The organism is Congregibacter sp. (genome assembly GCF_047617445.1).
GTDB lineage: Bacteria > Pseudomonadota > Gammaproteobacteria > Pseudomonadales > Halieaceae > Congregibacter.
Genome location: NZ_JBLGBE010000024.1, coordinates 20,754 through 44,621 on the forward strand (window position 1 = coordinate 20,754; position 23,868 = coordinate 44,621).

19 protein-coding genes and 1 pseudogene are annotated in these 23,868 nt (G+C 55.0%); 7 read left to right on the forward strand and 13 right to left on the reverse strand.

Going from position 1 to position 23,868, the window contains the following annotated elements:
- Nucleotides 1-27: 27 nt before the first annotated feature.
- Nucleotides 28-1,065 carry an AraC family transcriptional regulator ligand-binding domain-containing protein gene (locus tag ACI9KD_RS07800; protein WP_414980597.1) on the reverse strand — a complete coding sequence of 346 codons (1,038 nt, stop codon included), beginning with the start codon at nt 1,063-1,065 and terminating at the stop codon, nt 28-30.
- A 118-nt stretch (nt 1,066-1,183) separates the two neighbouring features.
- Here ACI9KD_RS07800 and ACI9KD_RS07805 point away from each other — a divergent pair, with 118 nt between their 5' ends.
- The 3 genes from ACI9KD_RS07805 to ACI9KD_RS07815 are packed head-to-tail and all read left to right on the forward strand — an operon-like array spanning nt 1,184 to nt 3,191.
- On the forward strand, nt 1,184-1,504 hold the full coding sequence (locus ACI9KD_RS07805) for a 2Fe-2S iron-sulfur cluster-binding protein (RefSeq protein ID WP_414980598.1): 321 nt from the start codon (nt 1,184-1,186) through the stop codon (nt 1,502-1,504).
- Nucleotides 1,505-1,529: 25 nt separating this feature from the next.
- The gene (locus tag ACI9KD_RS07810; protein WP_414980599.1) at nt 1,530-2,774 is read left to right on the forward strand and encodes a cytochrome P450; all 1,245 of its coding nucleotides are present in this window, start codon (nt 1,530-1,532) and stop codon (nt 2,772-2,774) included.
- A gap of 33 nt (nt 2,775-2,807) precedes the next feature.
- Nucleotides 2,808-3,191 (forward strand): YchJ family protein, encoded by a 384-nt coding sequence (locus ACI9KD_RS07815; protein ID WP_414980600.1) that lies wholly within the window; start codon nt 2,808-2,810, stop codon nt 3,189-3,191.
- 19 nt (nt 3,192-3,210) lie between these two features.
- Here ACI9KD_RS07815 and ACI9KD_RS07820 read toward each other — a convergent pair whose 3' ends face one another.
- The 4 genes from ACI9KD_RS07820 to ACI9KD_RS07835 form a co-directional block, all read right to left on the reverse strand.
- Entirely contained in the window at nt 3,211-4,362 is a 1,152-nt protein-coding gene (locus tag ACI9KD_RS07820) for a serine hydrolase domain-containing protein (RefSeq protein ID WP_414980601.1), read from the reverse strand.
- Nucleotides 4,363-4,429: 67 nt separating this feature from the next.
- Nucleotides 4,430-5,029: a hypothetical protein gene (locus ACI9KD_RS07825; protein ID WP_414980602.1), complete on the reverse strand. Its 600-nt coding sequence runs from the start codon at nt 5,027-5,029 to the stop codon at nt 4,430-4,432.
- Nucleotides 5,026-5,307, reverse strand: a complete 282-nt coding sequence (locus ACI9KD_RS07830) for a hypothetical protein (RefSeq protein ID WP_414980603.1) — start codon at nt 5,305-5,307, stop codon at nt 5,026-5,028. The genes ACI9KD_RS07825 and ACI9KD_RS07830 overlap by 4 nt, the downstream gene beginning before the upstream one ends.
- A 5-nt stretch (nt 5,308-5,312) precedes the next feature.
- A complete protein-coding gene (locus ACI9KD_RS07835; RefSeq protein WP_414980604.1) occupies nt 5,313-8,510 on the reverse strand; it encodes a WD40/YVTN/BNR-like repeat-containing protein in 3,198 nt (1,065 codons plus the stop codon).
- A 156-nt stretch (nt 8,511-8,666) separates the two neighbouring features.
- Between ACI9KD_RS07835 and ACI9KD_RS07840 the strand changes: the two genes are divergently transcribed.
- Together ACI9KD_RS07840 and ACI9KD_RS07845 are read left to right on the forward strand one after the other, a co-directional pair.
- The gene (locus ACI9KD_RS07840) at nt 8,667-9,482 is read left to right on the forward strand and encodes an enoyl-CoA hydratase (protein WP_414980605.1); all 816 of its coding nucleotides are present in this window, start codon (nt 8,667-8,669) and stop codon (nt 9,480-9,482) included.
- A 5-nt stretch (nt 9,483-9,487) separates the two neighbouring features.
- Nucleotides 9,488-9,916: a CoA-binding protein gene (locus ACI9KD_RS07845; RefSeq protein ID WP_414980606.1), complete on the forward strand. Its 429-nt coding sequence runs from the start codon at nt 9,488-9,490 to the stop codon at nt 9,914-9,916.
- On the opposite strand, the gene ACI9KD_RS07850 is transcribed toward ACI9KD_RS07845, so the two are convergent.
- From ACI9KD_RS07850 to ACI9KD_RS07870, 5 genes and pseudogenes are all read right to left on the reverse strand, one after another.
- The gene (locus ACI9KD_RS07850; protein WP_414980607.1) at nt 9,913-10,422 is read right to left on the reverse strand and encodes a shikimate kinase; all 510 of its coding nucleotides are present in this window, start codon (nt 10,420-10,422) and stop codon (nt 9,913-9,915) included. The genes ACI9KD_RS07845 and ACI9KD_RS07850 overlap by 4 nt on opposite strands.
- A pseudogene (gene mscL, locus ACI9KD_RS07855) lies at nt 10,415-10,747 on the reverse strand (large conductance mechanosensitive channel protein MscL); the annotation flags it as partial. The pseudogene mscL and the gene ACI9KD_RS07850, both read right to left, overlap by 8 nt.
- Before the next feature lie 117 nt (nt 10,748-10,864).
- Complete coding sequence (locus ACI9KD_RS07860) at nt 10,865-12,340, reverse strand: aldo/keto reductase (RefSeq protein WP_414980608.1); 1,476 nt, start codon at nt 12,338-12,340, stop codon at nt 10,865-10,867.
- A 2-nt stretch (nt 12,341-12,342) separates the two neighbouring features.
- Nucleotides 12,343-13,845, reverse strand: a complete 1,503-nt coding sequence (locus tag ACI9KD_RS07865) for an APC family permease (RefSeq protein ID WP_414980609.1) — start codon at nt 13,843-13,845, stop codon at nt 12,343-12,345.
- 2 nt (nt 13,846-13,847) lie between these two features.
- A complete protein-coding gene (locus ACI9KD_RS07870) occupies nt 13,848-16,406 on the reverse strand; it encodes a M1 family metallopeptidase (protein WP_414980610.1) in 2,559 nt (852 codons plus the stop codon).
- A 139-nt stretch (nt 16,407-16,545) separates the two neighbouring features.
- On the opposite strand from ACI9KD_RS07870, the gene ACI9KD_RS07875 reads away from it, so the two are divergent.
- Both ACI9KD_RS07875 and ACI9KD_RS07880 read left to right on the forward strand, forming a co-directional pair.
- On the forward strand, nt 16,546-19,056 hold the full coding sequence (locus ACI9KD_RS07875) for a M1 family metallopeptidase (RefSeq protein ID WP_414980611.1): 2,511 nt from the start codon (nt 16,546-16,548) through the stop codon (nt 19,054-19,056).
- Nucleotides 19,046-19,552, forward strand: a complete 507-nt coding sequence (locus ACI9KD_RS07880; protein WP_414980612.1) for a DUF6702 family protein — start codon at nt 19,046-19,048, stop codon at nt 19,550-19,552. The genes ACI9KD_RS07875 and ACI9KD_RS07880 overlap by 11 nt, the downstream gene beginning before the upstream one ends.
- Before the next feature lie 17 nt (nt 19,553-19,569).
- Here the strand turns inward: ACI9KD_RS07880 and ACI9KD_RS07885 are convergent, their stop codons facing one another.
- From ACI9KD_RS07885 to ACI9KD_RS07895, 3 genes are all read right to left on the reverse strand, one after another.
- A complete protein-coding gene (locus ACI9KD_RS07885) occupies nt 19,570-20,955 on the reverse strand; it encodes a M24 family metallopeptidase (RefSeq protein WP_414980613.1) in 1,386 nt (461 codons plus the stop codon).
- A gap of 2 nt (nt 20,956-20,957) precedes the next feature.
- Nucleotides 20,958-22,799 carry a M1 family metallopeptidase gene (locus ACI9KD_RS07890; protein WP_414980614.1) on the reverse strand — a complete coding sequence of 614 codons (1,842 nt, stop codon included), beginning with the start codon at nt 22,797-22,799 and terminating at the stop codon, nt 20,958-20,960.
- A 122-nt stretch (nt 22,800-22,921) separates the two neighbouring features.
- Nucleotides 22,922-23,868 (reverse strand): prolyl oligopeptidase family serine peptidase (locus ACI9KD_RS07895; protein WP_414980615.1); only part of this gene is annotated, 947 nt, incomplete at its 5' end.

Consider the following 23,868-nt stretch of genomic DNA (forward strand, 5'->3'; position numbering starts at 1 on the left):
GATGACGCATAGGCAATCTTCGTCCTTTTAAAGAGATGGTGAGGATTGCCGATAATTTTTGGGGGTCATACTCGTCCAGCGCTTGAAAGCTTTTCTAAATGCAGCGGCGTCGTTGTAGCCCAGGGATGCTGCGACTGTGTCTACCGTTTGCCGAGGCTCCAGCAAATAGCGTCTGGCCAGTTCCTCCAGAAACTGTTCCCTTATTCTTCGATAGTTAGTGCCCTCACATTCAAGACGTCTCCCCAAGGTACGTTTTGACACAAACAGGGCCCGAGCTATTTCTGGTTCTCCAATCGACTCTATGGGCCGCAGGAGCATGAGTGTGCGAACGCGATCGGCCATGGAACTGCTCGACCTGGGCGTTTGTTCAAGGAGGGCATTACACAACTGCTGTGTCAGCCTGAAGGAAGCATTGTCGCTGGTTGCGTTTGCCGCCGTCGCTAACTCACCGGGTAAGACGTAGCTGTTGCTGTTGCAATCAAAACTGTAGGGCGCGTGAAGGAAGTTGTCGTAGCGCTGGGCATGCGGAGGCGGGCGGTGTGCAAACTCAATGATCGCTTCCGATGCGGGTCGCCGAAGTACCGCTTCGACGAAGGACTGCAGCACCATGGCGAAGCACTCAGCCATCGTTACCTGGGCAAATGCGTTGCCATCGATGGACATGCGCAAGCGCAGTTCACAAAGGATCCGCTCCTTGGACACGTCTATATCTATGGCAACCCAGGGCATTCGCATAGGTAAGTAATCCCTAAGCGCATAAAGCGCACTTAGCAGGTCGGGGCTGCACAAGGCCAGATATCCTAGTGGCCCATGAGCAGAGGGTTGTAGCTGCTCGCCAAGGCGTAAACCAAAATCTGCGGAGCCGAGTAACTCGCGACCATTTTTCATGATCTGAAGTTGTTGCTCACCGCTAATAAACGTCTCATCTGCGGGCATGAGGATGGTTTCGGGCAAGTCTGTACCCAGCAGGAGTTTGCTCAAATCCCGTTCCTGCAATTGCGCTACGCGCGCGACGATGCGCGAGTAAGTACTGGGTAGGAGGAACTCATTAGCGTCGAGACTCATAGTGACCCACATAAATTTTATGGCAAATTATAACCCCCCTATGGCAAATTATAACCCTCAATGCCAAGGCTTATTCAGTACAGTGGTTGGCATAAGATAAGTCACTGAGAGCCCTGCTATGCCTACGATCACCTTGATAGAGCACAACGGTACGAGCCACACGATTGAAGCTGAGGTCGGCAAGACCTTGATGATGAACGCCCTTGATAACGCCGTGCCTGGTATTGATGCTGATTGTGGTGGTGCCTGTGCCTGCGGGACCTGTCACTGTTTTGTCGAAGAGCCCTGGGCTTCGGTAACAGGCGGTACAGCAATGCTGGAAGAGTCTATGCTGGATATGCGCCCGGACCGAGCCGAGAATTCCCGTCTGAGTTGTCAGATCGATGTGTCAGACGACATGGACGGTTTAGTAGTCAGGCTTCCCGAGTATCAAATGTAGTTTGAAGTAGCTAAAGGATAATAATATGAATCAAGCGATGAAACTGCCCGACCCAGCCGTTGTAGCCCTCGAAGATATCGACGTCAGTGACTCCCGTCTTTACGAGCAGGATGCCTGGCGTCCCTATTTCGAGCGTCTTCGCGCTGAGGATCCGGTGCATTACATCGCCGACAGTCAGTTCGGGCCTTTCTGGTCGATAACACGCTTTAAAGATATCGTCGAAATCGACAGCAACTTTCAGGATTTCTCTTCTGAGCCGACGATTGTGATCGGCGATTTAACAGAAGACCTGCCCCTGGGGAATTTCATCTCCATGGATCCGCCGAAGCACGACGTGCAACGCAAAGCCGTGCAGGGTGCGGTCGCGCCCAAGAATCTTGCGGAAATGGAAAGCCTCATACGAGCGCGTGTGGGTGAAATTCTGGATCGTCTTCCGGCGGGAGAGACCTTTAACTGGGTTGATGAGGTATCCATCAATCTGACAACGCAGATGTTGGCTACCTTGTTTGATTTTCCCTTTGAGGAGCGCACCAAGCTGACCTACTGGTCCGATCTTGCTACCTCCACACCGGAGATCGCAGGTGGTGACACGGATCCCGAGGAGCGACTTGTCGGACTGCACGAGTGTCTGGAGACATTCACCCGCATCTGGCATGAGCGTAAGGACGATGGCGTTGAGACCCTGGATTTGATTCGCATGCTTCAGCGCGATCCTAATACCGCGAATATGGTCGACGATCCTATGGAGTACCTTGGCAACTTGATTTTGCTCATCGTCGGCGGCAATGACACCACCCGGAATTCCGCCAGCGCGGGGGTGCTTGCCCTGAATCAGAATCCTGCACAGTACGAGAAGCTGCGAGCCAATCCCGACTTAATTCCCTCCATGGTGTCAGAAGTAATTCGCTGGCAAACCCCGTTAATGCACATGCGCCGTACCGCGAACAGGGATGTGGAATTTCGGGGTAAGCAGATCCGTAAGGGCGACAAGGTTGTGATGTGGTACCTGTCCGGCAATTACGACGAGACCGCTATCGAAAACGCGGATCAATTTATTATTGATCGCGCCAACCCCCGACACCATATGTCCTTTGGCTTCGGTGTTCACCGTTGTATGGGTAACCGCCTGGCGGAGATGCAACTGCGTATCCTCTGGGAGGAGATTATGCGGCGTTTCAGTAAAGTAGAAGTGGTTGGCGAGCCCGAGCGTGTGTTGTCTAACTTTGTTCGCGGCATCAGTAATCTGCCGGTACGTGTTCATCCTCTATAGCTTGATCATCAACGTTCTAATCGCAGGCTTTAAATGGAAGTAACCCCCTGCCACTGTCAAAGTGGCGGGGCGTTTACGGTCTGCTGCGAGCCCTTTCTTAATGGTACTGCCTTCCCGCAAAGTGCCCAGCAACTGATGCGCTCACGCTACAGCGCGTTTGTAGTCTGTGACGAAGAGTACCTGTTGGCTACCTGGCACCCCAAAACCCGTCCCAGCCGTGTGCGTTTTGACGAACAACAGCGCTGGCTGGGTCTGAGTATTCGCAATACTCAAGAGGGTGCTGCGGGAGACCAATCGGGCACGGTAGAGTTTGTTGCGCGATTCAAGATCGCCGGCAAAGGTCATCGACTTGTGGAGGTGGGTCGCTTTGAGAGCCTCGATGGCCGGTGGTACTACCTCGATGGTAAGCACCTCTAGAACTTTCCCAAGGCGCTTGTTATTGGGAGTGAGTGCTGCTGCCGAGCAGGCGTTTGAGTGATTCCTTGGCCAATGCGCTGACATCGAGACTGGCATCGTTACACATCATCATCAGGGAGCGATGCTTGTTGGGAATCCGCGCGTAATAGGTGGAGGTGCCCAGCCAGCCGCCACTGTGCTCAAAGAGCGTCAAGCCTTGTTTAGTACTGACAAATTGTCCGTTTGCGTAGAGTCTGCCGTCGTCCTCATGAGGACTGCTGGGAGAGTTCATCAGCGCCATCAACTCCTTGGGATCGTTGCCTAGCTTCGGCTCATAGAAATGTCTGTCCCAGATCAGCATGTCATCGAGGTTGGTATGCAAGCCTCCGTCACCGACCCAGAACAGGTTCGTCATGTCGATCACATACTCGCCGGCGTCATTCCTTTTGTAGCCGTCGGCGCGATTGACGACGATCTCTACCGGGTCATCGCTAAAGAAAGTGTTTTGCATGCCCAGGGGTTTGAAAATTCGTCTATCCGCATACTCGCGGAGAGTCTCACCGGACACCTCCTCTACGAGCATCGACAGTAGGAAGTAAGCGATGTTGCTGTATAGAAAACCTTCATTCGGCGCTTGAGCCAGAGGTAGCTGAGCAACCACCGCATAGAATTCGTCAATGCTCAGATAATCTTCGTTGCCTAAGCGAAAGTCCCCGCCGGCAGCCGACTTAAGGTCTATGGCGTTCTCCGCCTTGGGTCCTTCATAGGAGCCTGCCACTAAATCATAGTCACCCATGCCCGCGACATGACCGAGCATAGCGGTGATGGTGACTTTGGCTTCGTAGGGCTTTAGCTTCGGCAAATAATCATGGATGTCGACGTCTAGGTTTATCTTGCCTTCGTCAGCCAGCAGTAGCACGGACATGGCTGTGAACTGCTTTGAGACCGAGGCCATACGATGCAAGTGGCTGCCGTCCAAGGGTACATGGAGTTCCATGTTGGCTAGGCCGTAACCGGTTTTGTGAATCCATTGCCCGTCTTGAGCGACACCCACGGTGCAGCCGGGGTCGTCGGCTTTGATGTGCGAAAAGATAGCGTCTATCTCTTGCGTAAAGTTTGTCTGTGCAAAGCCGGGCAGCGTAAAAACGCCGAGCAAACAACCGCCAAAAGCCGTTATTAAACGAGTAGGCATACGCTGCATTTCCTTTTTTGTCGGACTAAGAGACTGTTTTGTCGAATTGCGGGGCAGCGGTAAACCCTCACTGACGAATCAGTTTAGCCAGATGAGCGACTACCGTAGATTGCGGCATTCCCTGGGTATGTTTCGCGAGGTCTCGGGTGCCTGGTCGCTGGGCGACTACGCTTTGCTGATCCCGGGAGTAGTAAAAATTGTGCCCACTGCTTAGCGCGCTAAATCGCGCTTTCAGAGGGTCCAGTACTCGGTCAGAGCCGCCCCAGGCGAACCATGCCCAAGGGAAATCCCGTTTCTCCTCGGGGCAGGGCGCTGCTCGGCGAGAGCTTTCCAGTGAACGCTTGGCCTCCCGTAAGTCCCGATCACAGAGGTAGAAAAGATTGAGTACCTGCACATAGCCACCAGCAACAATGGGCGTATCGGCTTGTGCGTAGGATTGACGCAGAACCGAGAGCACCGTCGGCAGAAACTTGTCACCGGACAGCGCGATGGGAGCGAGCCTGCTACTGCGCTTACTAGCGGTGGCGGAGCCTGGATTCTTGCCAATAATGCATCCTAGCGCTATGTCCTGATCGCTCGGGGCGCTGATCGGATCGAGGTAGATGCGAGTATCGAAACGAAAGCGATGGCCACTAATCGCTTTAAACCGGGCCCAGAAGTGACTCAATCTTCCTCTTTTTTGGGTTCTTTGGAAGCTTCGTCTGCAAATTCTTCACGACACTCGCTATGCACTTCCTTGATACAGGACGTTTTGTTGGCGCGGCGATTGCAGCGCTGCTCTTCTATGAGCACACGATATTCACAGGCCTCTATTGCGGCATTCTTAGCCTCGGCTTCAATTTCGCCGCCGTAATAGGTATAGGGATCGGTTTGCGCCGATCCCATCTGGCTGAGTAAGCCCATGGCCAGCACACTGCCGGCCACAAGCCAAAAGCCGCGAGGCATAATCCCTACTCCGCTACTAGCGCGATCATATCCATACCCTGGGTTTTGATCTGCTCGTTTAGGGCTGGAACCTGGGTATTCCATACTCCCTGCAGAATTGAGAGTTGTGCCTCAATGGTCTCGCTCAGCTCCGCTTTCACCGCTAGTGCCTGACTAGGGGGTGCCGCATCTCCCGCCGCGACCATGCGCATGAGGCTGGCCAGCTTGTCGTTAAGGCGGATCGGAAAGTTGAGAGGGTCTTGTCGGCTTTGATTTTTAGTCTGATAGAGAGCTTCTTCTACGCCGGTTATGGACTCACCCAGCTCCAAAATATTACCCAGTAGCGCGGAAGGCTCCTCAGCACTATCGCCTTCCTTAATCAAGCGAGCCTCTAGCGCGTCGAGTTGTGATCTGAAACCGCGTATCTGACCAATTTCCCGGTGCATGCGCGAAAGCAGGTCCCGGGTTTCGGTGACGAAACCGAACTGTGCGGCGAAATCCTCGGCTGTTGCGCTGGATCGTGGGTCCGCCACCACCTCAAAGGCAACGTCCTGTTGCTCCCCGTCCACACTAAGCTCAGCGCGATACTGTCCGGGCACGGCTCTAGGCCCCGTTTTCATATCTGACCAGAGAATCAAACCGTCAAAGCGTTGCATACCCGGATAGTCGAGATCCCAGACGTGGCGATTCAAACCAGCATCTGCGGTTAACACGCGGGTATCGGGTTTGCCCGTGAGGTCTTTGGTGGCCTCTTCATCATCGGGGCCTGGCTCCCGGGCCCAGGTCCAGATAGCTTCATCATCACCTTCCTTGAACACAGAGAGTTCGATGCTCGTATCGTTATCCAGATTTTCCGGAAGAGAGTAGTAAAGAGCGACGCCTTCTGTGGGGTTGGTTCCGGCAGGTCCATTATCCCGATCCCAGCCTTTGGACAGAATGCGATAGGACGGGTCGGGGCTATACAGATGCGCGGCTTTTTCGTGATTGTCACTCAGCTGTCGTAAGGCGCTAAGATCATCCATGATCCAGAAGCCGCGGCCCTGAGTCGCCGCGATCAGGTCGCCGTCTTTGATCTGCATGTCCGTTACCGGAACGATCGGCAGATTAAGCTGAATAGGGCTCCAGTCTCCGCCATTGTTCAGTGAGTAGTAGGCGCCACGCTCGGTGCCGGCAAAGAGCAGCCCTTCGCGTTGCGGGTCAGCCCGGAGGACCCTGGTGAAATGCTCACTGGGTATGTTGCCGCTGATGCGCTTCCAGCTTTTGCCCCAGTTGTCTGTGTAGAACAGGTAAGGCTTGAAGTCATCCATCTTGTAACGGGTGGCTGCCAGATAAGCGCCCCCCTTATTAAAGGGGTCAATATCAATGCTATTGACCATGGCCCAGTCCGGCAGTGCTGAGGGTGTAACGTCTGCCCAGTTCTCGCCGCCATCACGAGTCACATGGACTTTGCCATCATCACTACCCGCCCAGAGTACGTCGGCTTCGTGATGCGATTCGCTCAGTACAAACACCGTTCCGTAATATTCAACGCCGGTATCGTCTTTGGTAATGGGACCGCCAGACTTGCCCATGCGGCTTTTGTCATTGACGGTGAGATCGGGGCTGATTTGCGTCCAGCTATAGCCCAGGTCATCACTGCGAAATACCGCATTGGCTGCGACAAACAGTACGTCCGGGTCATGCTTGGAGAAAGAAATCGGGTAGTTCCACTGGAAGCGGTACTTCACTTCTGCCGCGCCCCAACCCATGGGGTTATCCGGCCAGACATCCAGGGCACGTCGCTCGCCCGTGCGATGGTTTACCAACCGCATGAAGCCACCGTAAGAACCGCCAACCACGACATCCGGATCATCGGGTTTGGCGGCAATGTGTCCGCTTTCGCCTCCCGCCGTGGGCTCCCAGTCACGCACGCCGATAGATGGGCCCATGGCCGAGCGCGACCGAATGCGGACAGCAGAGTTGTCCTGCTGTCCACCAAGAAGACGATAGGGGAAGTCATTGTCCGTCGACACGCGGTAGAACTGCACCGTGGGCTGATTTGCCTGAGTAGACCAGGTCTTGCCGCGATCGTAGGACACGTTAGCGCCACCATCGTTTGACTGGATCATACGCATGGGGTCCGCGGGGTCGATCCACAGATCGTGGTTGTCGCCGTGAGGTGTATCTATCTCACTAAATGTTTTTCCGCCGTCCTTTGAGAAGTGGAAACGCACATTAGCGACGTAGACGGCTTCTTCATCGGCGGGATCGGCAAAGATGCGCGTGTAATACCAGGCACGTTGGCGGAGATTGCGATTCTCACTAGTCTTCGTCCAGCTTTTGCCGCCATCTCGAGATCGGAATACACCGCCGTCTTCGGCCTCGATGATCGCGTAGACGTTCTTGTTGTTACTCGGAGAGACGGTCACGCCGCTGATACCGATGGTGCCCTGAGGCAGTCCCTCGTTGCGGGTCAGTTCTTCCCAGCTATCACCACCGTCAACACTTTTGTAAAGTCCGGAACCCTCGCCACCGCTTTCCAGTGAGTAGGGTGTGCGTTTTACACGCCAGAAGCTGGCATAGAGGATGCGAGGGTTGCTGGGGTCCATCGCTAGATCGACCGCACCGACCTCATTGTTAACAAACAGCACTTTTTCCCAGCTTTCGCCGCCGTTTGTCGTGCGAAAAACACCGCGTTGCTCATTGGGTCCAAACAAATGCCCCATAACGGCGGCGTAAGCGACGTCCGGGTTGGTGGGGTGTATGCGTACCCGGGAAATATGCTGCGAGTCCTCAAGGCCAACTCGCGCCCAGGTGTCGCCCGCGTCCAGGGATTTCCACATGCCATCGCCTGGAGATACATTGCCCCGGACTGTCTTCTCGCCCGTGCCTACATAGATAACGTTGGGATCCCAGTCGGAAACGGCTACGGCGCCGATGGAGCCTCCAAAGTAACCATCGGAAATATTGTCCCAGGAAGCTCCGCCGTTATCGGTTGTCCAAACACCGCCGCCGGTAGACCCAAAATAGTACTTATCCCGGTCACCAGGTAGTCCGGCTACGGCAGCCGAACGACCGCCACGAAAAGGCCCGACTTCACGCCATTCCAGTGCGCGTATTTCTGCGGGGAAACTGTCGGGATCTATGTCTGCATAGAGGCTGGTAGAACCTAGAGCTGCGGCAATGGCAAGGCTTGCGGCTGCGTAGAGCGGGCGGAAAACTGAGCGACGATGAAGTGGCGTCATAAAATGTCCTGTCGACTTAGTGAGAGCAATTTTTATGGGACCAAGACCCTACCACAGGAGCCGGCGGAACTTTACTATGCAGAGATACCAAATTGGTGTGGCAGCTGTGGCATAACGCCGACACCAGACCACGGTCGTTAAGAGGAGTTTATTTGCATGTCAGATACAGCCCTGAACATGGACGCACCGCTAAGCGAGGCGACCCGCAATAATGTGCGCTGGATTACGCTTGATCGAGAGAGGCAGCGCAACCCTTTGTCACTGCAGATGCTCAATGTCCTTACCGAAGCTTTGGATCGGGCCGGAGTAGATCCCTCTGTGCGGGCTATCGTGATTGCTGCGAATGGGCCGGTTTTTTCGGCGGGACATGATCTGCGGGAGATGAGTCAGCGCGACGGAGAAGAGCGCGCCGCGCAAATAGCGCGCATGCGCGAGATTCTCGACTGCTGTTCTCAGATGATGCTAGCTATCGTGAACTCTCCCAAAGCGATCATCGCCTGCGTGCAGGGCACGGCGACTGCCGCAGGATGCCAGCTTGTGTCCGCCTGCGATCTTGCCATTGCTGCAGACACGGCGACGTTCTGCACCCCCGGTGTCAATATGGGCGGATTCTGCACAACGCCTCTGGTAGGCATTGGTCGTAACGTGCATCGCAAGCACGCGATGGCTCTGGCTCTGACGGGCGATGCGTTCAGTGCCGAGGACGCTGTGCGATTTGGATTAATCAACGAGTGTGTGGCTGCTGATTCTTTAGTGGATCGAACGACTGAATTGGCAGAACGTATCGCCGCTAAGTCGGCCCAGGGCATTCGCCACGGTAAAGCCGATTTTTATCGCCAGATTGATATGCCCATCGAAGATGCCTTTGTTTACGCCAACGAGGCGATGGTGCGGGCAATGACCTCGGCGGATGCCGAGGAGGGCAAGGCGGCATTCTTTGAAAAACGCCCGCCGAACTGGGGAGATGCCTGAGTCTCGTGCCCCTGAATACTGACGCGGATATTGCCGAGGTTTTGCGCTCGGTTAAGACCGTGGCCTTACTGGGCGCGAGTCACAAGCCTGAGCGTCCAAGTTACGGTGTCATGCGATTCCTCTTGCTCAAGGGCTACACCGTGTTTCCGGTGAACCCTGGGCTTGCCGGTACCGAATTGTTGGGGCAAAGCGTTTATGGCGCTCTTGCTGATATTCCGCAGCTCGTCGATATGGTCGATGTGTTTCGAAACGCACGTTTTCTCCCCCAGATTGTCGAGGAGGTGATTCAGTGCAAGGCCAGGATTCTATGGATGCAGTTAGACGTTATTGACCTCGAAGCTGCAAAGCTTGCGGAGGCTAATGGTGTTTCTGTAGTGATGGATCGCTGTCCGGCTATTGAATGGCCACGCCTAAAGGCGGTGGGTTTACTTTAGTTGTCAGAGACGGCTTGCAGGAGCGCATCTGTGGGCGTAGTGACCTGAGTCTTCTTTCCCGCAAATACTTCAAACAGCTCTAAGTGAGCAACTCTCGAGCAACTGTCATTTCTGTTGGGGTAGTCTTTGATCCAGCCCAGCAGCATCTCCAGGTTGGCGTCTTGAGCATCTTTGGAGGCGTACTTGTGTGATTCCCAGGGTCTTGCGTGGGCATGTGCGACACATGCGTCCACCGACAGGTCGAGAAAGATAAGTTCCTCGGCAAACGGCGCCGCTAAAGCAATCAGATCCGCATAACAGCCTTCGATTACCCAGTCCTTATGCGATTGCGTAAATGCGGCAATCTCAACGCTGGATTCCCGCAGGGGCTTTCGCTGAGGTGGCGTTGTTGCTTGCCAGGCGAGGGTATCGAGATCCAGGTGGGCAAGTCCGGCATCGGTTGACATACGTTGAGCTAATGTCGACTTACCCGAGGCAGAGTTTCCAAAGATAACTGCTTTAGTCAATGTTGCGGGCCTGAAGTTTGTTGATGGACCGTATAAGCAAGAAGACAGCAAACGCCACGATGACGAAGCTGAGCACTGCATTAAAGAACAGGCCGTAGCTTATGGTCACTGCACCAGCTTCCCGGGCCACAGCCACGGTACTGTAAGGGCCTGCGGTAGCTTCCTCTTTTAAGGTGATAAAGAGATTTGAAAAGTCGACGCCGCCCAGCAGTAGCCCTATGGGAGGCATAATGACGTCAGCGACCAGGCTCTTTACGATGGTGCCAAAGGCGCCACCAATAATGATACCGACGACCATATCAACCACATTGCCACGCGGGGCAAACTTTTTGAATTCCTAAAGCATGGGGTGTTCTTCTCTAATTAGAATGTTGGGATTTGTGTCTGCGCGACACAAATGCCGACGCCGCGTTTTAGCAAGACCCAAGATAGCGTTATGGCATCATCTGACGCCGTTCTGAGGCGGACAAATAGCATCCGCTTCTATTTCCACAAGGTACTCGTCACCCACAAGTTCCGCGCGCACGAGGGTGTTGGCGGGCTGAACATGTCCAAAGCGTTCCCCGTGCACCCGAGCCACCGCCTCCCAATCATCCATGTTGCGGATGAATATACGGGTGCGGACGACGTTTTCCAGACAGCCACCTAGCGACTGAAGTGCGCCTTCTAGCTTGTCGATCACATAGTGCGTTTGGGTGATGGGATCCTGCGCACCGATAACGCGATCATGATGTGTGGCCGTAGTTCCGGATACGTAGATAGCATCACCTTTGCGAACCGCTCGGGAAAATCCGGCGAGGTCTTCCCAGACTGTTCCGCTAAGGGCCAGAGTCTGGCCATCCGATCCCGGACTTGTCGGATAGGGCGCAGGAAGCGTTTCTATGTGGTGACTCAGGTCCCCGGATGCAGTCAAAAAGGGCGGCTTGCGATACTCGTCGCCGCAATCGCCGTGAATAGGGGTCAAAGTACCCAACGCATTTTCGATGGCTGCGCGACTCTCCTTACTGAGCGTGAAGTCGAGCAACTGTTTGTTGTTCTCTATGTGCTCGCTCTGTCCGAGACGTGCGCCGATGATCACGGCTCCTACGGCAGGTTGTTCCAGAATAAAACGACTGGCGATATTGGCAACAGACACATCGTGCTGCCCAGCTGCAGCATGGAGTACCGCAAGCAGGTTTTGAAACCGCGGCCAGCCGCCTGCTTCATCAATGTAGCGCTTGTACTTCATCTGTGACCAAGTGGCGAGTGTCGACTGATCCGGCTCGGGCGTGTTGAGCCAACGCTCGGACAAGAAACCTCCGGCGAGGGTGCCAAAGGCAAGAAGCTTGACGTTTTTTTCCGCGCAGAGTTTGAGCATGCCGTTTGCGGCACGCTGATCCAAAAGAGAGAAGCAGACTTGGTTAGACACAATATCAATGCCGGATTCCAGCACAACGCGCAGATGCGCGGTGTCAAAGTTGGTAAGACCCAGATGGCCAATCAGACCTTCTTCCTTAAGTTCCTTCAGGTAGCTCAGATCGTCTAGATAACTGGGGTCAGCGTAGTTCCAGGCATGATATTGCAACAGCTGTACCTGATCGGTCTGTAGACGATCCAGTGCACGCTGTACCGCCTCACGAACTGTTTCACGACTGGCACCACCGGGTTTTGGAACCCACTTTGTGAGTAGTTGCGCAGGCTGACCATCGAGATAGTTACGGGCGAAGTGGCCGGCTATTTCTTCGGATGACCCATAGTGGTCGGCCATGTCGAAGGTGCTGAGGCCCGCGGCCGTGTAGGCCTGCATACTACGCGCCGATTCGTCGAGATTTACAGACTCGCCGTCTCGCTCCATGTCGGCAATTTGCCATAGGCCGGTGACCACGCGAGAGATGCGCAGGTCGGGTGCCAAGTCTGTGTAGCGTTCCTGAGAGTTCATTGTTACTCCGGTGGCAATTGCTTAAATAGTTGGTCGAGATTCGCGCCGCTTCTTTTGAGCTTAGCTCGCTCCAGAAAGTAAATGGCGCTTCCTATACCCATGACGATGAGCCAAATGGGCGTTGAGTGGAAGTACCAGGCAGACAGCTCTGTGCTGAGATCTTTGTGGGTATGAATGAGCAAAAAACCCGCGAGGAGGAATATGCCAAGCCAGGCCAATGCCAGCTGGGAGGGACGATGACTGAGCACGGTAACCCGCGCCGCCAGTTCCGGATTGCGTCCTGGAAGCGTGACCACGGTGAGACACATGAGCAGAAAGTTCACGAGCATCGACGTCACCATAATGTCGATCCCGAGAAAGAAGTCGCTGGCAAAGTGACTGCCCAGAATTCCCAGGGTCGCCATAAGACCGCTCACTATGATGGCTGTTTGAGGCGTGTGGCGCCGGGGATGCACGGCGCCCAGAGCGCTAGGGAAAATACCGTCTTTTGCCCAGGCAAACATCAGTCGGGACACGGCCAACAGCATCGCCGGCAGATCGTTAAGCAGCGCAATAGCGGCGCCCGCGATGATGGCTACAGCCCAGGCTCCCGGGAGTACGTAGCCGAGTAAGCCCGGCGCGGTAACGTCTCTTTGCAGGGATTCGTCGGCGACAAACTGCCAGGGAACGGTGTGGTACACCGCAGAAGTAAACAAAAAATAAAAGGAACCGACGCTGAGCATGGCGATCCCGATGGCCAGAGGAAGATTCCGACCGGGATTTCGCGCCTCGCCCCCTGCCTGGGCGATGGAATCAAAGCCGATGAAACTTGAGAACAGGATAGCGGCGGCGGCCAAAAAGGTCTTCAGATCAAATGCCGAGTCCGTACTCTCGCTCATGACTCGACCCTCTCGTGCCAACAAGCCGGCCGCAAAGTCTGTGGCGTCGTGGGAGAAACCCGCGATAACAACGATGGCGCCGAGGCTGAACATGAGAAACATGAGCGGGATCAGCGTGCGCGCATAAAATCGCGATCCTAAAAGGTTCGTGCCAACAAAGCCCCAGAGCATAGCCAGAGCAAGACCCACCCGCACGGCGCCGGTATCAAGAAGCGCGGCCGTATCTATCCACTCCAATGCGAGCGCAATGTCGCGAAGAAAGGGCACGATGATGTAGGCAATGACACCGATGACGATGGAGAGCCCAAACCACTGGGAGAAACTGGCGACGAAGCCCAGATAGGGGCTCAGGCCACGGCTTGCATAAAGGTAGCTACCGCCCGCACGAGGCATGGCCGAAGCCAGAATGGCGTAGGCCAGGGCCGCCAACACTGCCGGCAGTGCGGCGAATAAAAATGCGGGGAGGACCCAGGAGCCTATGCCGGGCACGTTCCGCTGAATCATAAAGGGCACGACATAGACCGATGCACCGAGCATGGAGCAAATACCGGTTGCTGCCAGCGCGCCTAAGCCGAGTTCTCGCCGCAGGCCTCCGTTGCCCTGCGATTGCCTGCCTGTCTCAGTCATACCTAGTTTTTACTACCCTGTATCTTGCTGGCCCGAAACAGCGGGTCCGCCGCTTGCAATATTTTCATACGCAGCTGGGGATTGTAGTTTGGCCTTTCCTGTAAAAACTGCCTTACGACGTCTGCTGCAGCCAAAGATCTGTGCGTGCTCAAGACCCCGTTTAACCAGGCACTGGGAAAGAAAATATCTCCCGTGACCTGAATTTCCTCGAGTAACTCCAGGCTGGGCAAAAGATAGGCAAAGGCATGCTCCAGGCGAGTAGGGTCGTTCAGTCTCTGCAGGGCATCGCTCACCCAAACCTCTGTCGCGCGATTCGCTGGATTCTTGAGAGACTCGAAAAAGGCGTCCCGAATATCAGGGTCTTTTGCTAAAGCAGGAGAAATGTAGTCGAGGCGGCGGAGTCGGTCGGGGTTGTCGGTTTCCCCGCGCTGCCTGGCGATAATCGCATCGGCCCGATCCGGGAGTCGTACGGCGAGTATCTCCGCCAGACGAATTCGCTCCGACTCCTGCGGACTGAGTTGATCAACGGTTTGCTCGCCACTCCAAATTGCATAGACCTTGGCGAGCGCAGAATCGGATAGCGCTATCTGCGTGAACAGCTCGAAGTACACTTTGGTCATACTGCGGGAGTCTTGGGCCAGCATGGTCTCCCAGACTTTGGCTTCTAAACCCAACATTTGTTGCCCGCGCTCCTGATCACTTAGAAGGCTGAAGTACAGGTAGTGGAGCTGATTGGCGGCGAGTTCGATGAGTAGCTCGTTGGTTTCTGATACAAGAATGGATTGCAGGGTGTCGAAATAATCGGTGACGCTTCCAGACGGTGTTGTGATGAGATTCTCAAAGCTGATGACCAAAAGTACGCCACGCTGTAATGGAGTGAGCGACTCCCAGGCCTGAAAGAGTTTCGGGTCGGCGGGAAAGCGGCCATAACCAAGGCCATCGGCATTAAATAGTAGAGTCTGCTGTGGGTTTTTCTGCAGTGCTGTCGGGAGCGGGACTTCCCCGGCGGCAAGCAGGCTGGTTTCGGCGTTGTGGTCCAGGGATAGCAATGTAAATTGCTGGGGCCACTCGCGGGCGATGCCTGCGGGATCAAGTTGTTTGAGGACCCATGGCCCCTCGTTCGCATCGCTCTGAAGATTTCTAGCCAGTTTGAAGTGAGGCATGCCTGCCGTGTTCACCCAAACCTCGCTCCAGCTTGCCAGGTCAATATCAGTTTTTTTGTCGAGGATCTCGATGAGTGCGGGCCATGTTGCATTGGCATAGGCATAGCGAGTCAGGTATGACTGGAGACCTTCACGAAAGGCCTCTTCACCCAGCAGCAGCTCTAGCTGGCGCATCATGATCGGCGCCTTGTGATAGATAATAGGTCCGTACATTTGTCCCGCAAGATTTAGGTTGTCTAGCCTTTGGCGAATGGGGTTTGCCCCTTCGCTGCGATCGACACCGTAGGCTTGTGGGTAGTGGCTTATGAGGAAGTTAAGCGCGTGATCTGTGTCGGGAAATTGCGGGTTAACGATTTTGTCGGCCATGAAATTTGCGAAAACTTCTTTGGTCCACACATCGTCGAACCAGCGCATGGTGACGAGATTGCCAAACCACATGTGTGCGGTTTCGTGAGCGATGAGCTGCGCTCGATTGAGCAACTGCTTTTCCGAGGGCGCTTCCTCCAGTAACAGCGACGAAGCGCGGTACTGTATGGCGCCGACATGTTCCATGCCGCCATAGGGAAAGTCAGGAATTAGGGCAAAGCCAAACTTGGCAAAGGGATAGGGAATGCCGCTGTAGTTTTCCAGCCAATCCAAGGACTGTGCATGCGCTTCAAAAATGGCATCGATGTTTCGGGTGACTTTATCGCTATCGGTCTCCCGATGAATAATCGTCATTTTTCGGCCGCGTAATCCCCGTTCTACTGTCTCAAACTGACCTGCGACAAAAGAGAAGAGGTAGGAAGGAAGAGGGTCAGTGGCAGCGAAGCGAAACACTCTGCGGTCATCTTTGACTTCGTTACTCAAGACAGCCCCGTTGCCCATGGCGACCCAGGCAGCGGGTGTTTCGAGGGTCAAGCTATAGCGGGCTTTGAGGTCAGGCTGATCGAGTACCGGAAAGGCCCTGCGAGCGCGATCCGGCACGAAGAGCGTGAATAGGTATTCTGGATTACGGTTGATCGAGTCCTGAGGTGCTTTAAAGACCACGGAGATTTCATTCTCACCCAGTCTCAGTGATGACTTGGGCACAATGATGTGTTCGCTGCTGAACTCGTGAATCACAGGCTTCTGCTGTGCGCTCACAGCCAGTACATCCTTCGCCTGTTGCGCAAAATCGATCTGCAGAGGGGCATCAATACTCGCGAGGTCGAAGCGCATGATCACGCGACCTTCCAGAGGCTTGGCAGCGTCTTCGGGAACGGATAACTGCAGGTCGTACGTGAGTGCTGTTATCCGCTGCGCGCGCTCCAGCGCGAGCGACGCCGATACTCCGGATTCAACCAGCATGCTCTGTCCCTCACAGCCAGCGAGGACCCAGATCATCAGTGCCGTCGACAACTTGATTATGCGTTTCACGAATATGTCTCATGGTTTTTAGATGACGGACGATACCTGATTGTTGACGCGCTGGCGCGTTGGTCGTGCGCACTCCCCCATAGCCCCGCCGCTTCTGCTAAGCTCAGCGGTTAGTTTTGCTCTTGGTAAGTACTTAATTATGCGTTTCGGCACACTTATTCCCGCTATGGGACTAGTCATTGCAGGCTTTGGGCCTGTTTCTCTTTCCACGCAGGCCACGCAGGCCACGCAGGCTCAGGATGTTGTGGGTTCCGGCGCCGATGCCTTTGCGCAACTCGGTCAGGAGCTCCCGTCTCCTAACGTCTACCGCACGGCCTCCGGAGCGCCGGGGCATAAATACTGGCAACAGCAGGCGGACTACGATATCGACGCGCGCCTTGATGCTGATGCACGGCGCATCGATGCCAGTGCCCGCATTGTTTACACCAATAACTCGCCAGATACCCTGCGCTATCTTTGGCTGCAGCTAGATCAGAACCGCTTCAAGCAAGATTCACTGGATCGACGTTCGCGGACTGTGAACAGCGATGAGGTGTCTTACCGAAGTCTTCGGGAGCATCAGGCTGTTTCTATCGGTGACTACGGTTACCGCAAGCTGAGCTTTCGCGGTGAGGCGGGCGAAGCGTTGCCCTTTGTTGTGGTTGATACCATGGTGCGCGTCGACCTACCCCAGCCATTGGCCTCGGGTCAGTACATCAGTTTTGATCTTGAGTGGACCTTTGACATCATCGAGCGAGATACCGTGCGCAGCCGCGGGGGTTATGAGCAGTTCTACGAGTCAGATACGCAGATTTTCTTCCTCTCTCAGTGGTTCCCACGTCTGGCCGCTTACAGTGATTACGACGGCTGGCATAACAAAGCGTTTCTGGGCAGGGGTGAATTTACCCTGGAGTTTGGAGACTACGATGTTTCTCTGACAGTTCCCGATAACCACATCATTTCCTCAACGGGCGCGCTGGCGAATCCCGATGATGTGCTCACTGAGGTGCAGCAAGAGCGCCTTGCCCAAGCGGGATCAGACAAGCCGCGCTTTATCGTGACACCCGAAGAAGCGTTGGCGAACGAAAAGTCCAAGGCGACAGGCACGCGAACCTGGCGTTTTGAAGCAGAGAACGTCAGAGACTTTGCCTGGGCCAGCTCCAGCAAGTTTATCTGGGATGCCATGGTGCATGAGCAACCGGGTGCCAAGCATGAGCGTGTGTTTGCCATGTCCTTCTACCCTAATGAAGCCGAGCCGGTCTGGTCGAAGTACTCGACTCAGGCGGTGGTGCATACCATGGACGTCTATAGCCGCTTCTCTTTTGATTACCCCTATCCCACAGCACAGTCTGTAAACACCTGGGAGGGTGGTGGCATGGAATACCCCATGATCACCTTTAATGGCTATCGACCTGACCCGCCCCGCGCTAATCCAGAGGATCCCGAGTCAGCTGAATCCCGTGCCGCGGCAGAGTTGGCTTATTCCCGTCGTATCAAGTACGGCCTTATCGGCGTCGTCATTCATGAGGTGGGGCACATTTACTTCCCCATGGTAGTGAACTCCGATGAGCGGCAGTGGACCTGGATGGACGAGGGCCTGAACACTTTCTTGGAATACGTAGCGGAGCTTGAGTGGGAAGAAGACTTCCCGGCATTTCGCCGTATTTCGGATCCATTGATCAATGAGATTAATGTGCTGGATATGATTCCTGAGTACATGATGTCACCGAATCAGGTGCCGGTCATGACGCAGTCTGACTCTGTTCTGCGCCTGGGGCCGAACGCCTACAGTAAGCCCGCCGCGGCATTGACGGTATTGCGCGAAACCGTGATGGGTCGAGAGCTGTTTGATTTTGCATTCCGCGAATATGCTCAACGCTGGAAATTTAAGCGGCCTACGCCGGCGGATTTCTTCCGTACTATGGAAGACGCTTCCGGTGTGGATCTGGACTGGTTCTGGCGTGCATGGTTCTACACGACGGACTACGTTGATATGGCAATCACCGATGTGCGTGCCTATCGTCTCAAGCACGGTGATCCCGATGTGGATTACCCTCTTGATCGCGAAGAGCATGTGCGGGATAACCCCTTGCCGGTGAATGTCGCCCGGAATCAGGCCGAAGGCATTGTGCCTCGCGAAGAGCGCTTCGAGGCCTTGCAGGATCTGTACAGCAAGAACGATCGGTACACGGTAACGAACAAAGATCGTAACGATGCTGCGGACAAGTTCGACAAACTGGAGCCCTGGGAGCAACGTGCCTTTAGCAAGGCCATCGAGGACGACAAACTGTTCTACTTCGTCGACTTTGAAAATCTCGGTGGTGTTCCATCGCCGCTAATGCTGCATATCGGATACGAAGATGGCAGTGAGCGCGACTTGGACATTCCCGCAGAGATCTGGCGTAGGAATGCGATTAAGGTCACTCACCGCCTGATCGAAGATAAGCCCATTGCCTACATTAGCCTTGATCCACGGCATCAGACTGCGGATGCCAACTACAGCAATAATCGTTTCCCCTCAGCTATCCATCAGTCGCGTTTGTCAGCGTACAAAGCTGACGCTGTGAAGCGTAATCTCATGGCAGATATGCTGTATGAGTTAAAGGATAGTCCCAAGGTGGATTTGGATAATGGTAAATCGGTACCGTTGAAAGCGGCGAATGGTCGCTAGGGCGAGGGACGTAGACTCCATAGCTCGAACTGGGGCAGCACTGCGCTGCATCGTCGGCGTAGTGCTGCTCTTGTCAGCGCTGCCGGGCTTTGCCCACCGAGGCCACGCGGTGTGGACTGATATTGTTTGGGCTGGCGAGAGCTTTGAAATCGTTCATCGTATGCATCTGGCTGATGCCATCGTCGTCAATCGCTATATGGGCGGCACTGAGCCCATCGAAGAGACCCGCAGTCTTGCCAGAGTTGCTCTTTACGTTGAAGCGCGTTTTGAGCTATTGGGTGTCGTCAAGCAGGGTGAGAGCGTTGCGCCTATAACTTTGGAAACCATCGGGGCCGAGATCGAGGATGACTTTTTACTCATCTATCAGGAGTGGGTGACCTCACTTCCAGCGCAGTTTCCCCTTGTCGATAATTTCATACTGCTGGACGTTGAGCCGGAAGCTCAGGCGTTTATCAAGATTAAGGCCCCGGGCCTAGATGAAGAAAGAGAGCGCTAAGCCCGGGTTCTAGCCGTCTAGTGCTGCCGGGGAATGAGTGTAATTTCCGTTTGGCGACCATCCAGATAACGTACAGACTCACCATCAAAGAACGCGTCTTCTTCGGTCATAAAACGCACCACTTTTCCGTCCCACTCCGGCACCGCAGCCTCGGCATTTAACTCAATGGACCAGGCAGTATTGGGATTTACCGGGTAAGTGCCGCGAGGACCTTTTTTGGGGCTCTGATCCTCCCAAGATCCGATTGATGCGCCAGCGCCATGTCCCTGAAGCCCAATGGGGTGTGTGTAGATTGTTGCGTTGATGTTTTGTGCTTCTACGGCCTTGCGCGCGGCGGCGAGCACGTCGTTTCCTGAACGGCCGGTTTTAAATGCAGCCAGCAAAGCGTCCTGCACCTTGTTGGCGCTGGCCAGCCCATCTCGCAAGCCCTGGGGCGCATCGGTTTCGCCCGGGCGCAGAACATAGGCGTGGTGCTGGGTATCGGTATTGAGTCTTAGGTAGGTAATACCGAAGTCTACGTGCAGAAAGTCCCCGGGCATGATGACGTCGCCGCTATCAATGCTCATGTTCGCGATGGAGAACGTTGATTGCTCTGCTCTTTGCACATGCACACTGGGATGAAACCAGGTACTGAGTCCAAGGTCGGAAATGCGCTGTCGTAAGTGCCAGCGCAGATCACCGGTGGTGGTGATTCCCGGGGTGATGGTTGCCTCCGAGAACATCTCGGCAATAATGGCATGCGCAATACGTACGATCTGCGGGTAGCTGCTTATCTCGGCGGCGGTACGTGTCTCCAGCCAGCCCAGAGCCAGGCCATTTTTTTCTACCAGTCTGTCGGTGAGCGGGCCTAGGGCGTTTTCCAGCTTACGTCGCATACCTGCACTGAGTCCGTCCGCGAGGGGAAAGTCGTCTGAGGTGTTGATAGCGATGGTCCTGGGATCGCGCTCGCGCACGATCTCGGCGACGCGCTCCCACTGATCGCCCTGTTCTTCCGGATTCCAGGCAGCGGGGAAAAGGTCTGCCACCGGGTAGCGCGAGACGGCCATGCGTTCAACGCCTGCGTCTCCACCACGGTCATGGAAAATCATGATGGTGGTGCGTCGCGCTGCAAGCCATGTCGCCGGCAGCATCGTCTTTACCACGGGGTCCTCGTCATACTCGCCGGCCACCAGAATCCACATATCAACACCTTCGCGACGCATCAGTGGTGCGATTAAGGTGTCCAGCCGTTCCTTTAGCCAGGCATCCACTACGGCGGCGCGCTGATCCAGATCGAGAATTTGCGGCATGCGCGGGTCGGCCAGCTCCTGGCTTTGCGCGACTGCACTACCCAGGGAGATCGCGCAGCCCAAGCTTAGTGCCAGCTTACGCAGTGTTGGAGCAATGTCTGTGAAAGTCGTCATGGTTAGTCTCTTTGCCAGCCGAAGTCTTTAGCCATGCGCGTAAAGCGCTCTATGTTGTTTTGCACTTGCTCGTCAGTCTGCCCGGAACAATCGTCGATAATCGGGAGTGATCTCAAGATTTTGCTGTCGGGATCAATGAGTATTCGTGCACCCTCTGGTACAGACAGGGACTGCGGTCCTGACGACAAATCCACAACGTTAAGCTCGCCGTTGATACTCACATCTACAGGCATGGGGAAGTCGCGATTACCGGGTACCTTCCACTCAAGCGAGAGCTTGCCGTCGGTTTGCGAGCTGATCAGCTCCGGCATACCTGCTTCTCGAAGATAGGTTTCGACGATCCACGAAACATCCTCACCCGCCTCTTCGGACATGATCGCAATAAAGTCTTCGGTGGAACGATAACGCGATTGAATGGGGTAACTGAGGGACCAGGGTTCGGCCGTGTCGTAAATCATCCGTCGCGTACCGGCCCAAAATGCCTCTTCACCGATGTAGCGCCGCAGGCTGTGGAGCATCCATGAGCCCTTTGTGTAGATATCGCGGTTATCAAAGGCTTCCCCCGCGTCTTCCACGGCAGGATTGGCAACGGGGAGACAGTGCTCATTGTTGGTGTATGCACCGTACATTTGGTCGAAGTAGCCAATGGCGCCGACGGTTTCTTCAGCATAGACTGCTTGCATGTAAGCCCCGTAACCTTCGTGCAGCCAGGCATCTTCTGGTCGTGCATGAGTCATGACATTGCCAAACCACTCATGCGCGAGCTCGTGATGGAGCAGCCCGTCGAAGCCATAGCGGCCGCGTTTGTACTGCTCTCCGTAGCCATTGATGGTCTGGTGCTCCATACCCAGATGCGGGGTCTCTACGAAACCTGCTTTCTCATCACCCCAAGGATACGGTCCCAGGAGCCGCTCGAAAAATTCCAGATCTGGAACAACGTCTGACTCGACCAGTGCACGAGCTTTGTCGGCATTCGCCTCTAGGGCCCAGAACTGGATAGGATAGCTAACACCGTTGATGCCTGCGTACTGTGTCTCGATGAGTTCGAAGGGGCCGCCATTAATGGCTACGGCGTATCCTGAATAGGGGTGTCGCGAACGCCAGTGCCAGGTATCAAAGCCATCATCACCCTCGTCCATCCCAGTGAGTACGCCTACTGATGCGATTTTCACTCCTTTTGGCGCAGAAATAGCCAGGTCGATACCGTTGTCGGGTTTGTCCGCAAAGTTGTCCTTGCAGGGCCACCACAAATCACAGCCGTCACCTTGCACCGCGGTGGCGAACCAGGGTGTCCCGTTGACTTCGGACCAAACAAAACCACCAAACCAGGGCGGCGCCAAAGCAACATGGGGCTTGCCGCCGTAGGCGATAGTAATCGTGGTGCTAGCGCCGGCATTCAACGCTGAAGGCAGCGTCACCATGAAGGAGCCAGCATCGCGGCGGACCTCCAGCTCCGTGTCTCCGAGCATCGCGCTATGGATCTCAAGCTTGGGATCTAGGTCGAGTTGCACCGTGTCCAGAGCACTCAGCGCTTCGAAATTCACCGAGACACGGCCCTCAATAGACCGGGTTTCCGGCATCACTTTGAGTGACAGTGCGTAGTGCTTCACGTCAAACGCTGCCTGCATGGCGGTCATTTTTTTTCCGGACTTTGCGGTGTCTGGATGAAGATCGTCGGGATGGGGTTCACCGCGGGCCGCGGCTTCTAAAGCCTCTATTACGGAGGCCGGGACCATTGCCGTGTCACCGGCCATTTGATGGCTGCAGCCGCTTACCGCAGTGGCAAGAAGGCAGCTGCCGAGCACGGCTCGAACCGTTGTTAGTGGATTCTCAATGTAGCTCACGCTGGAGTCACTCCCTCATAGACGGTGCAGAACGTTGGGTCGAAGCTTTACGACGATGCAAGGCTGAAGTGTAACCCCTTGCCCGAAGAGTTGTGGCAGGAGAAGGCACTTTGTGGAGGTATCTAGGGCATGAGATAGCGATCGAAGTGCGCAATCATCTTGCCAAACAGATAACGAGAATAGTGGGCCTCGCGACTCCAGCTGTGCGTGGCGCCCGGAGCGAAGGCAAAATCAAAGTCTTTGCCTTCCTTGATCAACAGGTCCGCCAGCGCCGCCGTTGTTTTGAAGGGCACGACTTGATCCTGCATTCCATGGATAATCAATAAGTGATCTTCAAGATTCGCTGCATAGCGTGCAGCGGTATTGAGAAACACCTCGGGATGCGTGTCTGGTTGACGTACGATGGCAACATCATCGGTACCAAAAAAATGCGGATCCACCGCCGCGGCTGCGGCGACGCCCGCACGAAACAATCCGGGTTTCTTGAGAAGCGTATAAATCGAGAGTGTTCCGCCGTAGCTGCTTCCCCAGATACCCAATCGCTCCGTATCGATGTAGGGGACAGTCTTTAGATACTCTACGGCGCTTACGATGTCTTCGATATCGTCTCCGGCAAAGTCCACGAGAAACTCCTCGCGAAAGTCTTTGCCATAGCCGGTGCTGCCGCGCATATCGACCTGTATGACGATGTATCCTTTCTGTACCAGTAACTGCTGGACGCGGTTGTATATGCCTCCCCAGCGATTACGAACGGTGTTGGAGTACATGGGGCCAAAGAGCACGGGGTACTGTTTACCCGGTTCCAGTGTGGGTGGCTCCAGAATGCGTGCGTGCAGGCGATAATCATCAATATGGCTGGGAAAGCCGACATAACGACTCCTTGCCCATTCCTGCTCGCCAAAGGCCTCAAGAGGGGAGTCGGTGACGCGCTGAAGATTCGTCCCCTTGGAGCTAACGGTATAAATGTCCGCAGGCTGGGCGTCGTTGCTGTGCACAAAAGCCACGCGACTTGCGTCAGGCGAGGGGTAGCCCTCGTTGTTGCCTGACAGAGGCGTGACGCGCCGGGGTG

What these genes read in the sequence shown, in the direction of transcription:
- ACI9KD_RS07800 (WP_414980597.1), bottom strand. Translation starts at nt 1,065, where the DNA reads ATGAGTCTCGACGCTAATGAGTTCCTCCTACCCAGTACTTACTCGCGC.
- ACI9KD_RS07805 (WP_414980598.1), top strand. Translation starts at nt 1,184, where the DNA reads ATGCCTACGATCACCTTGATAGAGCACAACGGTACGAGCCACACGATT.
- ACI9KD_RS07810 (WP_414980599.1), top strand. Translation starts at nt 1,530, where the DNA reads ATGAATCAAGCGATGAAACTGCCCGACCCAGCCGTTGTAGCCCTCGAA.
- ACI9KD_RS07815 (WP_414980600.1), top strand. Translation starts at nt 2,808, where the DNA reads ATGGAAGTAACCCCCTGCCACTGTCAAAGTGGCGGGGCGTTTACGGTC.
- ACI9KD_RS07820 (WP_414980601.1), bottom strand. Translation starts at nt 4,362, where the DNA reads ATGCCTACTCGTTTAATAACGGCTTTTGGCGGTTGTTTGCTCGGCGTT.
- ACI9KD_RS07830 (WP_414980603.1), bottom strand. Translation starts at nt 5,307, where the DNA reads ATGCCTCGCGGCTTTTGGCTTGTGGCCGGCAGTGTGCTGGCCATGGGC.
- ACI9KD_RS07835 (WP_414980604.1), bottom strand. Translation starts at nt 8,510, where the DNA reads ATGACGCCACTTCATCGTCGCTCAGTTTTCCGCCCGCTCTACGCAGCC.
- ACI9KD_RS07840 (WP_414980605.1), top strand. Translation starts at nt 8,667, where the DNA reads ATGTCAGATACAGCCCTGAACATGGACGCACCGCTAAGCGAGGCGACC.
- ACI9KD_RS07860 (WP_414980608.1), bottom strand. Translation starts at nt 12,340, where the DNA reads ATGAACTCTCAGGAACGCTACACAGACTTGGCACCCGACCTGCGCATC.
- ACI9KD_RS07865 (WP_414980609.1), bottom strand. Translation starts at nt 13,845, where the DNA reads ATGACTGAGACAGGCAGGCAATCGCAGGGCAACGGAGGCCTGCGGCGA.
- ACI9KD_RS07875 (WP_414980611.1), top strand. Translation starts at nt 16,546, where the DNA reads ATGCGTTTCGGCACACTTATTCCCGCTATGGGACTAGTCATTGCAGGC.
- ACI9KD_RS07880 (WP_414980612.1), top strand. Translation starts at nt 19,046, where the DNA reads ATGGTCGCTAGGGCGAGGGACGTAGACTCCATAGCTCGAACTGGGGCA.
- ACI9KD_RS07885 (WP_414980613.1), bottom strand. Translation starts at nt 20,955, where the DNA reads ATGACGACTTTCACAGACATTGCTCCAACACTGCGTAAGCTGGCACTA.